Genomic DNA, 12,749 nt, shown 5'->3' with positions numbered 1-12,749 from the left:
GTTCAGAACCGTACGCTGGCCTGCAGTTGCACGGTGCGCGGAAGGTTCACGAAGCCGATCTGGTCGGCGATGCGCGTGGTGCCGGTGTTGGGACCGTCGATGGCGCCGCCGACGATGAACTGGTTCGTCAAGTTCTTGCCGATCAGGGCCAGTTCGAAGCGCTCGTCGTCGAACTTGACGCGGATGGTGCCGTCCACTGTCAGGTACTTGGCCTGGCCCGAAAGCGGATGCGCGAAGCTGGAGGCGAGGTAGGAACTGGAATAGCGCGTGTCGATCGTCGCGCCCAGCTTTGTGCCGGTGCCGATGTCGGTCTCGTAGCCGATGCCGAACGAGCCGGTCCAGCGCGGCGCGACGGCGGTGGGCGCGCCGCTCAGGTCCTGGCCGGGGGCGGCGGGCGAGTCCGGATTGGGCTGGAACACGGTGTTACAGCCCTGCGCCGCCGTCTGCCCGCCATAGCACGGGGCGATGTATTCGAGGTAACGCGCCTTGTTGTAGTTGATCGAGCCGTGCAGGTTCAGGCCCGGCACCGCATAAGGCGCGAACTCGAATTCCAGCTCCGCGCCCCTGGTGCGCGCGGCGCCTGCGTTGGTGGTGATGAACGCGAACGTGGCGGGGTTGAAGAAGTCCACCTGCAGGTCGGTGTACTTGTAGCTGTAGACGTCGAAGTTCAGGCGCAGCTGGTTGTCGACCAGCTTGGTCTTGATGCCGACTTCGAAACCGCGCGCCTTTTCCGGTTTGAAGGCGACGTCGCTGGGCACGGTCCCGGCGCTGACGAAGCCGGAGTTGGAGAACCCGCCCGACTTGTAAGCGGTCTTGTACGCGCCGTAGACAGTCACGTCGTCGGTCGGCTTCCAGGTCAGGGTGGCTTCGGGCGACCAGTTGTTGAAGGTCTGGTCGGCCGCGATCGTCTTGTTTTCCGGGAACAGGAACTGCAGCGCGGCATTCACGTACGGCTGGACAAGGTAGCTGTCCTTGGTCTCGTGAATGTAGCGCACGCCCGCTGCGGCTTCGAGGTTGGACAGAATCTTCCAGGTCGCCTGACCATAGGCCGACAACGTCTCGCCGTGAGTCTCGGAATGCTTGAAATAGCCGAGGTATTCATACTCGGCCGGCGCGGTCGAATCCGAAACGTTGCCGAACGAGCCGGTCTGGCGGTGGTTGCGGTGGGTCTTCTGGTAATAGGCACCGGCAAGCAGGTTGATCGGCCCGTCGAACTTGGTCTGCGCGCGCAGTTCGCTGGAGAAGGCGTGGAACAACGACCGCTCGGTCGATGGGGCGGCGGCGCTGCTGCTCGACACGAAGGTGCAATCGCAGGCCCACTGGTTGGTGTTGCGGTTGAAGTTGTTGACCCAGGTGATGTCGACGTCCTTCAGCGCATACTCCGCCGTGCCGGTGACCGCCCAGCTGCTGTACTTGTTGTAGAGCGCGCCGTCATCGCGCGACCATGGGTTGGTGCCCGCGAGGTCCTCGGGGAAGTAGTTCTGGTAGACCTGGAATTTCTTCTCGCACTTGATCAAGGGATTGGTTTCATAAGTGCCGCCGACGCAGCCGAAGGGTACGTAGTTCCACGAGTTGTTGTTGTTCTTCGAGGTCGAGCCGTTGGCCTTGACGGTGAATTTGAAGTCGTTGCCCGGGTCCCAGACCAGCGTGACGCGGCCCAGCAGTTCCTTGTTGCCGGGATTGTCGCCGTCATAGGCAGGCGCGAAGTGCGAGGTGGTGACGCCGGTGGCGATGTCGGTGGTGTTGTAGGTCTTGTCGACCCCGGCATTCCTGAAATAGCCGCCCCACATGTTCGAGGCACGCACCGCGACGCGTAATCCCAACGTGTCGGTCAGCGGGCCGGAGCCGACGAATTCGCCGACCAGTTCCTTGGCGCGGAACTCGTAGCCGAGCTTGGCCTTGAATTCGGGGGTCGAAGTCGGATCGGCGGTACGCAGAGAGATCACCCCCGCCGTAGCGTTCTTGCCGAAGAACAGCGACTGCGGGCCCTTGAGCACCTCGACGCCGTCGAGATCGAGAAAGCCTTCATTGATGACGCGGCCCTGGCCGTAGTAGACGCCGTCCACCACCACCGCGACCGACTGCTCGATGCCGATCGAGGTCGAAGACGAACCGATACCGCGCAAGGTAAGCTGCGCGCCCGAACCGTTCGAGGAGCGGCCGATCGTGAACTGCGGCGTCTGCGTGGAGATCTTCTCCAGGCTGGTCATGTCGTAGCGTTCGAGCGTCTCGGCGCTGAGCGCGGTGACGGCGACAGGCACGTCCTGCAGGCTTTCCGCACGGCGGCGCGCAGTCACGACGATGTCGTTCAGGCCGCCTTCGGCATGCTGCGGGCCGATTGCGGAAGCGGCTTCGGGAGTGGCTGCAGGCGGCGTCGCGCCGGCTGTGGTCGTCGCTGCCTCTTGGGCACCGGCGGATGCGGATGCGAATGTGAATGCCGATGCGAATACCCCGGCCATAAGCGCGGCGCGTGCAGACGGTCCTGCCGTTCCAGACATGAAAAGCTCCTTTCCCCTTTGACCGGAGAAGGGCCTGTTATGACCTGTTCGCCCTCCCGGTTGCCTCTATGCTGAGACTGCCGGCAGAGTACCTCAGTTAAAAAATGCAGCTGACTGCAATTAGTGCTAGGCACCGCCGCCGAGGGCACGGGTGAGAGCACGGGCTTCGTCGCGCAGTTGCGCGCCCAGCTTGCCCTCGGCGTAAGGCAGGACGATCTGGCAGATCGCCAGACGCAGGTGCGCTTCCAGCGCGGCGTCGGCGATCTCGTTCTTGGCCCACAGCAGGATCGTCGCGACCATGCGCATGCAAACCAGGCGCGAAACCAGGCCGACGTCCTCAAGCGCCAGCACCCCCGCTTCGGCCATCGCCCGCAGCGCGCCGCCCGCGAAGCGCTCGTAGACGTCGGGCAGGCCGACAAGGTCGGCGTGCTCGATGAGGATGGGAGCGAGAGCGCGGGCAAGTTCGGGCGCCTCGAAAGTCTTTTCGGCGAGGCGTGCGGGCAGTTCGCGAAAGAACGCCATGCCGTCCCCGCCGCCGTGCACGGAGGCGGCATGGGCGATCGTCTCCTCGCTGCGCTCGCGCACGGTGGCGGCGAACAGGCGGTCCTTCGAGCCGTAGATATTGAACAGCGTCCGTTCGGCCACCCCGGCGGCCTCGGCAATGAGCCGCATCGAAAGCGCCTCGCCGCCGTGCCGGGCCAGCAGTGCGAAGGTCGCAGCCCGCACCCGCTCGCGCCGCTCGCGCTGGCGCGGCGTGAGTCTGCGCCCGATTGTCTGACCATCCGATATTGCGTCCATCACATGACGTTTAAGTCGTAAACGCAAGAACGTCACCATCGAGTGACCGCCATCGAGCCGTGCGGCATACCACATCGTCGGGCCCGGGCACTCACCGTGCCGGGCAGGTTACGCCTTCATCGCGGACACACTTCTCTCCTCTGAAGAAGAGGGGCAAGGGATTGGCAGCGCAGGCATAGCACTACGATAGGTCCGGCAAAGCGGGTTATGGTAGATCACGATATCGATCATCGTTGCCTCTTCAGCAGCAGGTAATTCGGCCGGAAGCGGCTCGCACAGTTCGGCGCGCCCCTGGCAGCAATTCTTGGCCAGACACACCATTCAGTTCGCGCGGCGCGTCGAAGTTGGCGCGCTGAATCTGCTGCCAGCCACGTTTCTCGGAGAACACCAGCCCTGCCTTCACCATCACGGCGAGGTGCGTCGAGAACGTGCTCTGGGCCCGCCCGGATGACTCGACCAGTGCGCAGCCTTAGAGCGATTGATCCCGTGTAACCGGATCGAAAACCGCTCTAACTGGCAGTTCAACGGATCGGGCTTTGCCCGGCCCACCCGGGCAGATGCTGGGCATCCCGTTCACGCGCGAGGATCAGCGCGTGTGCGACCGCCTCTGGATATTCGCTGTCCAGCGCCTTCTTGCGGATGTGATCGCGAAAATAGTCCGCCCAGAGAAATTCCGAATAGGGCGTCTGCGTCTTGGCGAAGCCGCCTGCCTCTCGCACGTCGCCGGCCAGGGAGCGATAGGGATCATCGATCAGCCCCCCGACATGGTGCGGAATATCCTTCCATGGGCAAGGGCGCCCTTCCTCATCATAAGAATGCAGCCAGTTATGCGCGTCCATGAAAGCGAAAAAGCGTTTCTTTGGCAGATGATCGAGCCGGGCGAGGATGGAGATCAGCACCATTTCCACGCCCTCCAGATGCAGCGCCAGCGCAAGATGATGATGATCGACGATCCACGGCCGCTTTTCGGGGCCAATCACCGCCGGGATCATGCGCTCGCCCAGATAGCGCCCGGCTTCGTCGTGCGGCCGCTCACGCCAAGCTCGCGCCTTGCGCTCCACCTCGCGCATGCCGACTGTCATCTGGGTAGGGCGCAGGTCGCTGATCTTCACCGGGTCCAGTATCGGCTGGATGAGGGTCGCGATCGCCATCGTCAGTTCTCCTTCAACGCCAAATCGGCGGCGTCCGCAACGCTATAGGTGCCGGTGGATGCCAGTTCATCCTGTCCGCTCGCACGCAATATTCCGCGCACCCGGTCATGCGCGCGGGCCAGGATGAGCCGACAGTTTATCGTCCGCAAGGCCGTGGCAAACTCGCCCAGCGCCTCTACGGCCGTGCTGTCGAGATCGTCGCTCTCCTCCAGGCTCAGGATCAATGTGCCAGGCTTCCTCTGCCGCGCTCTGTCGGCCATGGCCCGCAGTACGCTCTCGGCATTGGCGAAGATCAGCGGAGCGTTGGGCCGGACGATTATGATGCCCGGCAGCGCTGATGTGTCGGGATGGCGCTGGCGATCGACGAAGTCATGGCCATCACCCACCCGCCCCAGTTCGCTGAAGGACGGATGCGACAGACGATAGAGCAGTTCGACGATCGACAACGCGATGGCCGCCAGCATGCCGTTGAGTACGCCGAGTGCCAGCACGCCCAGTGTTGCCGTCACTGCCACCCACTGGTCCCGCTGGAGGTGGAACAGCCAGAGCAGCGGCGCGGGCGAGAGAGCATGGGTCAGCGCGCCGATCACCACGGCGGCGAGAACCGGCTCCGGAATATGGGCGATGAGCGGCGTCGCGAACAGAGCGAGGGCCAGAAGCGCCAGGCTGGCCGTCAAAGCAGCCATGCGGCCGGTCGCGCCGGCACTCGCATTGGCATTGCCGGCGGAAAAGCCCGCGCCCACCGGCATGCCGTGCGCCAGGGCAGAAAGGCTGTTGGCAAGGCCGAGCCCGGCCAGTTCCCGATTGGGGTTCACGCTGTCGCCATGCGCCAATGCAAGGCCGCGGATGGTGCCCCAACTTTCGGCAAAAAGGATGAGCGCGATCGGAGCGGCCAACTGGGTCAGGCGCGCCCATGTCGAAAAATCGTCGGGCAGACGTAAATCCGACAAGGCGAGCGCGACCGGTCCCGCCTCCGCCACGCCCCATGCCGACAGGTCCATGGCTTGCCCCAGCGCGATCCCGGCAAGGATCACTAGCAAGGCAGCAGGAATACGCGGCGCGCGGCGCAGCAAGAGCAAAGCACACAGCGCGCCCACTCCGATCAGGATGCTCGGCCAGTGCCAGCTACCGACCTGTGCCCCAAGGCCATCGAGCACCGAGAGGATGGAACCCCCATCAACGCGTACGCCTGCGATGTTGGGCAATTGCTTGATGATGATCGTGATCGCCAGCCCGAAGGTGAAGCCGCGCAGGACGGGGCGGGAGATGAAGTCGGACAGCCCGCCGACCCGAAAGGCCGCAAGGCCCAGGAATATAACGCCCGCAATCAGCGTGAGCGCCGTCGCCATCATTCCCCTGTCTGCAGCATTTGCATTCAGGCCGATCAGCGCGGCGGCAAGGATCGCGGCCGAGGAGGATGTCGGCGAGACGATGGCATAGCGGCTGCGCCCGACGACCAGATAGGCGAGCCCACCGGCGATTCCGGCTGCCAGCGCGCGACCGGGGGGCAGGCCCGCTATCCCGGCATAGGCAATCCCTTCGGGCAGGACGAGGCCGGCCACGGATAGCCCAGCCACCACGTTCCGTGCGATCGATTGCTGCATCGCGCTGCCTCCTCCCGGCTATTCGGTGTAATGCCGACATCACCGGGGGGCAATCGCCGGCGCGGATTACGGCCTGCCCAAACCTGGCGATCGAATATCGGTTGCTGCATGACTGCACTGGGCCAGCCAGTTCCGAAGCATTCTACCCGTCTTTCGATGGCGTCATTGCGCAGCACTGCAAGCTGGATATTGTTGTCAACAATGCCGGCATCGCGCGGTTCGAGATGGCCGATAGCCTGACCCAAGACACCTTTCACAAACAGTTCAATGTCAATGTACTCGCCTATTTTCTCCAAGGGTGCGCGCGGTGTCTGAAGCATCAGGGCCGGGTCTGGCCTGAAATCTGCGCCTTGCGGAAGCAGGCGGGGACGTGGTCGTTGGTGATGCCGACGGCCTGCATCCAGGCGTAAACGATCGTCGGCCCGACGAACTTGAAGCCTCGGGCCTTCAGGTCCTTCGAGAGGATCGCCGACAGCGCGGTCTGCGCATCGGTGACCTTGCCCTCGATCGGCGTGCCCGAAGTAAAGGACCAGCAATAGGCGGCGAAATCCTCGCCGCGATCCTGCATCTCGTTGTAGATTTGCGCGCCCCGGATCGTCGCTTCGATCTTGGCTCGTGCCCGGACGATGCCGGGATCGCCCATGAGGCGTTCGATATCCTGCCCGTTGAACCGGGCGACCTTCTGAGGATCGAACCCGGCGAAGGCTGCGCGGAACGCCTCACGCTTGCGCAGGATGATCTCCCAGGAAAGTCCGGCCTGGAAACCTTCCAGCATCAGCGTCTCCCAGAGCATGCGGGAATCGCGTTCGGGCACGCCCCATTCGGTATCGTGGTACTGCTGCATAAGCGGGTTCGATCCCGCCCAGCCGCAGCGTTGCTTGTCGTCCATAGTCGGCTCCTCCTGTCGCGTCACTGATCGACTATACGCGTATCGGCGATTGTCTCTGCAAAGCCGTTGCCGCACAGCGTGGCCGGGGTCTGGAAGCCCGGCCGCGCCTCGCCGCCGATGACCCGCCGTGCCGCTTCCGCCGCCGCGATCGTCGTGAAGGTATAGCCGTTTACGGTATCGAGCAGCGAGCGAACCACGGTCCCGTCCCGACCCGTCACTTCCACTGCCGCATGGTAGCGATTGGCTTCGCGCTGTTCCAGCGTGGGACCATCCGGCATTTGCGCCAGATCGCCCTCCGGGAAGGCGCCCTCCGACACGTGAACGAACGTCTCGATGTTCGGGATGCCCGTGGAGTGCCAGATCGTGATGAGATCGGGCAGCGTCACCGGGAAGGCCGTTGCCGGGCCCTTGCCGAAATCGAAGGTGCGGACCTCACCCGCATTGCGGCCGACCAGCGCACCGTCGACGCGGTGAAGCGTCTGCGCCGTCACGTTCTCGCTGGCGCTGACCGCCGACCCGCGCGAGAAGCCGCCGGTGACATGCAGCGCGATGCTGACCTTGATGGGAGCGGCCACCCGCTCCGCCGCGTGTCCGGCCAGCGATCCGAGCATTGCCACGCTGCCGCCGCATCCGGGCAACAGCATGATACCCTTCGCCCGGGCCTCAGCATCCAGCGTTTCGGCAAGCCGGTAGCTGTCCATCTCGGCCGCAATGTCGAGATAGTGGACTCCGGCTGCCAGGCATGCACGCATCAGCGGCTCAGCCGTGTGCATGAAAGGCCCGGCGCAGTTCACCAGCACGCCGATCCCGTCCATCGCCGCGTGCGCAGCGGCGCGATCGTCGGCCGCGAACAGCCGGTACTCCGCGCCGAGTTCCGCGGCGAGCAGTTCGAGCCTGCCTTGGTCCTTCACTCGTCCGGCGATCACGAAGTCCAGCCCGTGCGCCTTCGCGTTAGCGCAGACCATGCGCCCGGTGTACCCGGCCGCGCCGTAGATGATCAGTTTCGTCATGTCAGTGCTGCCAGTTCTTGTAGGTGAATTCGAGGCTGTATCCGTCCGGATCGAGCACGTTCGCGGCGTAATAGCGTGGATCGTAATAGAGCCGGGGGCCGGGCGGTCCATTGTCGGTCGCGCCCGCGGCGATGGCGGCGGCATAGGCGGCATCAACCTCCGCCCGCGAACCGGCGATGAAGCCGACGTGCGCGGCACCGCCTTCGACGGTGCCCGGCCGCAACCAGAAAGCCATCCGGTTGTCCTTGCCGAACCCCTTGAGGTCCGGATGCCCGGGAGGGCCGTCCTTTCCATCGTAATCGACCCGCTGCGTGATCCCCAGCGGCGTCAGTGCGGCGGTGTAGAAGGCGACCGCGCGATCGAGATCGCTGACCGACAGGAAGACGTGATCGAGCATGTGGCTCTCCCGTTCAGATGATGTAGCCGCCGGCGATTTCGATCGACTGCGCATTGACCCAACGATTGTGATCGGAAAACAGCCCCGCGATGGCACCGCCGACGTCGTCCGGTTCGCCGACCCGGCCGAGCGCGGTCTGCCCGGCCAGCATGGCCTCGAACTCGTCATCGAGACCGCCGCCCAGATCGGTGCGGATCGCGCCCGGTGCGATGGAATTGGCACGGATGCCGCGATGCCCGAACTCCTTCGCCATGTAGCGGGTAAGCACTTCGAGCCCGCCCTTGAAGCTGGCTTAAGGGGCGACACCGGCGGTCGCGACGCGGGTTGTGGCGCTGGCGACATTCACGATATGCCCGCCATTGGCCATGAGCGGCAGCAGCGTCTGCGTCAGGAAGAACGGTCCCTTGAGGTGCACGGCGAACAGGCCGTCGAACTCCGCTTCCGTGACCGTCGCGATCGGATTGAAGACGCCGTAACCCGCGTTGTTGACGAGGCCGTCGAAATCCTCGCGGCCCCAGTGGGTCTTCAGCGCGGCACCGACGGCATCGCGGAAGGCGGGAAACACGGAGGTGTCAGCGACGTCGAGCTTCAGTGCGGCCGCCTTGCCGCCATCCGCCTCGATCCCGGCCACGACGGCCTCGGCACAGGCGGGGTTGCTGTTGTAGGTGAGGATCACCCCCATGCCTTCCCTTGCGCAGAGGCGGGCGGCGCTGGCACCGATGCCCCGGCTCCCGCCGGTGATGATGACGATTTTCATTGGGTAGTTCCTCGCGATGTTGTCGAGCCTTGAACTACGCCGACGAGCCGGACGGCGCTCACCGGATCCTCTTCGATCCATGCCTATTTCTGCTTTTGGCTTGGCCGGGTGCACTGCGCGTGAGATGGTCATGCGCATGAACGCGAACCTCACCGAACTGCGCCGCCTGGCCGCGCATGCCGAGAACCGGCGCACCGACACAGGCATACCTCGGGTCGCGATGGTGCAGGGCGAAATTCCCGAACATCAACTGGCGGCGGTCTACGATCCGATGATCAACCTCATTCTCACCGGATCGAAGACGATGACGGTCGGAGACCGCACTCTGCGCTACGATCCGGCCACCTACTTCGTGATGTCGATCGACCTTCCGGCGGTGGGCTCGGTTCACCCGGCCGAGACCGGCGAGCCCTATCTGGCAGTGAGCCTCACGCTGGAGCCGACGATCGTTGCGAACCTGCTGGCCGACCTGCCCAAACCTGCCGGAGGCGATCTCTACAGCCCCGGTTTTTCGATTGCGCCGGTGACGGACGAACTGCTCGACGCCTGGCTGCGCATGCTGCGCCTGATGGAGCGCCCCGCCGATATCGCTGCTCTGGCTCCCGCCTATGAACGTGAAATCCTCTACCGCGTCCTCCAGGGACCGCATGGCTGGATGCTGCGTGACATTGCTGCGCCTGGCACCGCGCTCTCGCGCGTCAGCATCGCCATCCAATGGATACGTGAGAATTTCACAAGGCCGCTGAGAGTCGAGGCCCTGGCCGCGATGGCGGCACTCAGCGTTTCCGCGTTTCACCGGCACTTCAAGGCAGTCACGGCGCTTAGTCCGCTTCAGTATCAGAAGCGGATTCGGTTGCTGCATGCCCGGTCGTTGCTGATCGCCGGAGAGGGAAACGCGACCTCGGTTTCATTCGGCGTAGGCTACGAAAGCCCCACCCAGTTCAGCCGGGAGTATGCCCGCTATTTCGGGACGCCACCATCGAAGGATACGCTGCAGATTGTGGGCAGGGTCAATTCGAAGAGGCCGTAGCTGGCGGCACCACATCAAGAGCTTGGACGCCACGGCTATACCTGAGAATGATAAATCGACCATTGAACGACCGGCCAAAGGCCCGTTGCTCCAACACGCCTCGCGCCTCTTCCAGCAACGGCAGCGCTGCTTCCAAGTCCACCGAATGGCCTGGTCCGATCGACCGTGAGGCGGAAATCGCCGCGACGACCATGCCGTTCGCATCCCGCAGCGGCACGGCGATGCATGCCAGCCCTTCGCTGATCTCTTCACGGTCACAGGCGAAACCCAACCGGCGCACCGCAGCAAACTCTTTCGCAAGCGCGCGTGGCTCGGTGATCGTATGCGCAGTCAACTGAACGAACGGACCGGCCTCCAGATAGCGGGCCTGCTCCCCGTCCGGCAGATGCGCCAGCAGGACCTTGCCGATCGCGGAGCAATAGGCTTCCAGCTGCATCCCCACTTTCGTGAACAAGTCGCCGCCCGCCTTGACGCGGTACGTCACCATATCGCCGTCGAGAGTGCCCAGTTGAACCACACAGCCCAGTCGCCTCGCGAAGTCGGGCAACAATTGGCGGCAGATACCGGACAGCACCTCCGGCACGCTGATCCGGCCCGCGAAGGCGAGCATTCGCGGGCCGGCAACATGACGCCCGCCTCCAACCGGCGTCAGCAACCCTGCGTCACGCAACGTGGCAAGATGCCGGTGCATGGTTGCCACGGGCACATTGAGACCACCCGCAAGCGATGAGGCGCGGCTGCGCCCGCCATCGACCAGAACCGCTTCCAGCAAGTCCATTGCCCGCTCGAAAGATGAAAGGCGTGGCATTCCATTTCTCATATTGTGAGAAGTAAACCTGCTAGCCAACTGGCGCAAGTCATGCCGCGCATCTATGCTCGACGGCAAGCGAGAGGGAGACCATCGGTAATGACCGAAACACCGCACGAGAGCCTGGCGAAAAGGCTGCGCGACGCATACGTCGCGGGCGCCGTACCGCCGCTACGAGATGGACTTGAGCCGGTGGATGCGGCGGGCGCCTATGCCGTGCAGGAGATCAACACGCGTCACTGGCAGGCACAGGGCCGTCGCATCGTCGGCAGGAAGGCGGGCCTAACGGCAAAAGCCGTGCAGGTTCAGCTCGGCGTCGATCAACCGGATTTCGGCGTCCTGTTCGATGACATGCGTATCTCTGATGGCGGGCGCCTCGCGGCTTCCCGGACGATCCAGCCGAAGGCCGAAGCCGAAATCGCGCTCGTGCTGGCACGCGACCTGCCGGACGACACGACCACCGCCGCGCAGGTGGGCGCGGCGACGGGCTCGGTTCACGCCGCGATCGAGATCGTCGATTCCCGCATCGCCGACTGGAAGATCACCTTCGCCGATACCGTGGCGGACAATGGATCGTCCGCCTTCTTCGTGATCGCAGAGGAAGGCGTTCCGATCGCCGGGCGCGACTTGTGGAGTTGCGGCATGGTGATGACGGTGAACGGCGCGATCGCATCGATCGGCGCTGGCGCTGCCGCCCTCGGCCATCCGCTCGAAGCGGCCGCCTGGCTGGCACGCACGCTGGCGGCACGGGGCGATCCGCTCAAGGCAGGCGACATACTGCTTACCGGCGCACTGGGGCCGATGGTGCCTCTCTCGCCGGGAGATCAGGTGCGCGCCGTGGTCGGCGGGATCGGCGAATGCGCTTTCAGCTTCGGCGGAGAATGACGCCATGAGCAGAACCAAGGTCGCGATCATCGGTTCGGGGAACATCGGCACCGACCTGATGATGAAGATCATGCGGCTCTCGAAGACGCTCGAGGTGGCCGCGATGATCGGCGTCGATCCATCCTCGGACGGCCTCGCACGCGCCGAGGGCATGGGCATCGCCACCAGCAGCGCGGGGATCGACGGGCTGCTCGCCCTGCCCGGCTTCGACGAGATCGGCATCGTCTTCGACGCCACGTCCGCAGGCGCGCACGAGCGGCACGACGCCGTTCTGCGCGGGCACGGCAAGCGCGTGGTCGATCTCACCCCCGCCGCGATAGGGCCTTTCGTGGTGCCGCCGGTCAACGGCGCGGCGCATCTCGATGCCGCCAACGTCAACATGGTGACTTGCGGCGGACAGGCGACGATCCCGATCGTCCACGCCATCAACCGCGTAGCGCCTGTGCACTATGCCGAGATCGTTGCCTCGATCGCCTCGAAAAGCGCAGGTCCGGGCACGCGCGCCAACATCGACGAATTCACCGAGACGACCAGCCGCGCCATCGTCGAGATCGGCGGCGCCACGCGGGGCAAGGCGATCATCGTGCTCAACCCCGCGGAACCGCCGCTCATCATGCGCGACACAGTGCTGTGCCTGTGTGAAGACGCGGACCGCGAAGCGATCGCCGAAAGCATCGCCGCCATGGTCGCGCAGGTCCAGGAATACGTCCCCGGATACCGCCTGAAGCAAGCGGTCCAGTTCGAAAGCATCGGCTCCAACCGCCCCTTGCGCATTCCCGAAATGGCATCGACCGGCCGGACCGAATTCACCGGCCTCAAGGTTTCCGTCTTCCTCGAGGTGGAGGGCGCGGCGCATTACCTGCCCGCTTATGCCGGCAACCTCGATATCATGACCTCGGCGGCCCTGCGCACGGCCGAGCGG

12 protein-coding genes and 2 pseudogenes are annotated in these 12,749 nt (G+C 64.5%); 4 read left to right on the top strand and 10 right to left on the bottom strand.

What is annotated here, in order from left to right; genetic code table 11:
• Positions 1 to 2: 2 nt before the first annotated feature.
• From ACYPYD_RS04705 to ACYPYD_RS04685, 5 genes and pseudogenes are all read right to left on the bottom strand, one after another.
• On the bottom strand, positions 3 to 2,498 hold the full coding sequence (locus ACYPYD_RS04705) for a TonB-dependent receptor (protein WP_236727330.1): 2,496 nt from the start codon (positions 2,496 to 2,498) through the stop codon (positions 3 to 5).
• 126 nt (positions 2,499 to 2,624) lie between these two features.
• Positions 2,625 to 3,296 carry a TetR/AcrR family transcriptional regulator gene (locus tag ACYPYD_RS04700; protein WP_051586784.1) on the bottom strand — a complete coding sequence of 224 codons (672 nt, stop codon included), beginning with the start codon at positions 3,294 to 3,296 and terminating at the stop codon, positions 2,625 to 2,627.
• A gap of 252 nt (positions 3,297 to 3,548) precedes the next feature.
• Positions 3,549 to 3,756 (bottom strand): annotated as a pseudogene (locus tag ACYPYD_RS04695) (ArsR/SmtB family transcription factor); the annotation flags it as partial.
• Between the two features lie 61 nt (positions 3,757 to 3,817).
• Positions 3,818 to 4,447 (bottom strand): ParB-like protein, encoded by a 630-nt coding sequence (locus ACYPYD_RS04690; protein WP_459662278.1) that lies wholly within the window; start codon positions 4,445 to 4,447, stop codon positions 3,818 to 3,820.
• A gap of 2 nt (positions 4,448 to 4,449) precedes the next feature.
• A complete protein-coding gene (locus ACYPYD_RS04685; RefSeq protein ID WP_459662277.1) occupies positions 4,450 to 6,051 on the bottom strand; it encodes a SulP family inorganic anion transporter in 1,602 nt (533 codons plus the stop codon).
• Here ACYPYD_RS04685 and ACYPYD_RS04680 point away from each other — a divergent pair.
• The gene (locus ACYPYD_RS04680) at positions 6,033 to 6,461 is read left to right on the top strand and encodes an SDR family NAD(P)-dependent oxidoreductase (protein ID WP_459662276.1); all 429 of its coding nucleotides are present in this window, start codon (positions 6,033 to 6,035) and stop codon (positions 6,459 to 6,461) included. The genes ACYPYD_RS04685 and ACYPYD_RS04680 overlap by 19 nt on opposite strands.
• Here the strand turns inward: ACYPYD_RS04680 and ACYPYD_RS04675 are convergent.
• The 4 genes and pseudogenes from ACYPYD_RS04675 to ACYPYD_RS04660 form a co-directional block, all read right to left on the bottom strand.
• Positions 6,371 to 6,940 (bottom strand): DNA-3-methyladenine glycosylase I, encoded by a 570-nt coding sequence (locus ACYPYD_RS04675; protein WP_008828503.1) that lies wholly within the window; start codon positions 6,938 to 6,940, stop codon positions 6,371 to 6,373. The two genes, ACYPYD_RS04680 and ACYPYD_RS04675, sit on opposite strands and share 91 nt — an antisense overlap.
• 20 nt (positions 6,941 to 6,960) lie before the next feature.
• Positions 6,961 to 7,950 carry a saccharopine dehydrogenase family protein gene (locus ACYPYD_RS04670; RefSeq protein WP_459662275.1) on the bottom strand — a complete coding sequence of 330 codons (990 nt, stop codon included), beginning with the start codon at positions 7,948 to 7,950 and terminating at the stop codon, positions 6,961 to 6,963.
• Position 7,951: 1 nt separating this feature from the next.
• The gene (locus ACYPYD_RS04665; protein ID WP_459662274.1) at positions 7,952 to 8,347 is read right to left on the bottom strand and encodes a VOC family protein; all 396 of its coding nucleotides are present in this window, start codon (positions 8,345 to 8,347) and stop codon (positions 7,952 to 7,954) included.
• A 13-nt stretch (positions 8,348 to 8,360) separates the two neighbouring features.
• Positions 8,361 to 9,104, bottom strand: a pseudogene (locus ACYPYD_RS04660) (SDR family NAD(P)-dependent oxidoreductase).
• 16 nt (positions 9,105 to 9,120) lie between these two features.
• Here ACYPYD_RS04660 and ACYPYD_RS04655 point away from each other — a divergent pair.
• The gene (locus tag ACYPYD_RS04655) at positions 9,121 to 10,134 is read left to right on the top strand and encodes an AraC family transcriptional regulator (protein ID WP_459662273.1); all 1,014 of its coding nucleotides are present in this window, start codon (positions 9,121 to 9,123) and stop codon (positions 10,132 to 10,134) included.
• On the opposite strand, the gene ACYPYD_RS04650 is transcribed toward ACYPYD_RS04655, so the two are convergent.
• A complete protein-coding gene (locus tag ACYPYD_RS04650) occupies positions 10,115 to 10,912 on the bottom strand; it encodes an IclR family transcriptional regulator (RefSeq protein WP_459662272.1) in 798 nt (265 codons plus the stop codon). The genes ACYPYD_RS04655 and ACYPYD_RS04650 overlap by 20 nt on opposite strands.
• Before the next feature lie 129 nt (positions 10,913 to 11,041).
• Between ACYPYD_RS04650 and ACYPYD_RS04645 the strand changes: the two genes are divergently transcribed.
• The gene (locus tag ACYPYD_RS04645) at positions 11,042 to 11,827 is read left to right on the top strand and encodes a 2-keto-4-pentenoate hydratase (RefSeq protein ID WP_459662271.1); all 786 of its coding nucleotides are present in this window, start codon (positions 11,042 to 11,044) and stop codon (positions 11,825 to 11,827) included.
• 4 nt (positions 11,828 to 11,831) lie between these two features.
• Positions 11,832 to 12,749, top strand: a 918-nt coding sequence (locus ACYPYD_RS04640) for an acetaldehyde dehydrogenase (acetylating) (RefSeq protein WP_459662270.1), incomplete at its 3' end; no start/stop codon positions are given.

This window comes from Novosphingobium sp. 11B, assembly GCF_054589055.1.
The sequence above is the reverse complement of the archived record's forward strand: the minus strand, read 5'-3'. Positions and strand labels throughout refer to the sequence as shown.

Excerpts from the sequence above, each read along its gene's own strand:
- ACYPYD_RS04655 (WP_459662273.1), top strand. The coding sequence starts at position 9,121 with ATGTTGTCGAGCCTTGAACTACGCCGACGAGCCGGACGGCGCTCACCG.
- ACYPYD_RS04665 (WP_459662274.1), bottom strand. The coding sequence starts at position 8,347 with ATGCTCGATCACGTCTTCCTGTCGGTCAGCGATCTCGATCGCGCGGTC.
- ACYPYD_RS04645 (WP_459662271.1), top strand. The coding sequence starts at position 11,042 with ATGACCGAAACACCGCACGAGAGCCTGGCGAAAAGGCTGCGCGACGCA.
- ACYPYD_RS04685 (WP_459662277.1), bottom strand. The coding sequence starts at position 6,051 with ATGCAGCAATCGATCGCACGGAACGTGGTGGCTGGGCTATCCGTGGCC.
- ACYPYD_RS04700 (WP_051586784.1), bottom strand. The coding sequence starts at position 3,296 with ATGGACGCAATATCGGATGGTCAGACAATCGGGCGCAGACTCACGCCG.
- ACYPYD_RS04675 (WP_008828503.1), bottom strand. The coding sequence starts at position 6,940 with ATGGACGACAAGCAACGCTGCGGCTGGGCGGGATCGAACCCGCTTATG.
- ACYPYD_RS04650 (WP_459662272.1), bottom strand. The coding sequence starts at position 10,912 with ATGGACTTGCTGGAAGCGGTTCTGGTCGATGGCGGGCGCAGCCGCGCC.
- ACYPYD_RS04690 (WP_459662278.1), bottom strand. The coding sequence starts at position 4,447 with ATGGCGATCGCGACCCTCATCCAGCCGATACTGGACCCGGTGAAGATC.
- ACYPYD_RS04705 (WP_236727330.1), bottom strand. The coding sequence starts at position 2,498 with ATGTCTGGAACGGCAGGACCGTCTGCACGCGCCGCGCTTATGGCCGGG.
- ACYPYD_RS04670 (WP_459662275.1), bottom strand. The coding sequence starts at position 7,950 with ATGACGAAACTGATCATCTACGGCGCGGCCGGGTACACCGGGCGCATG.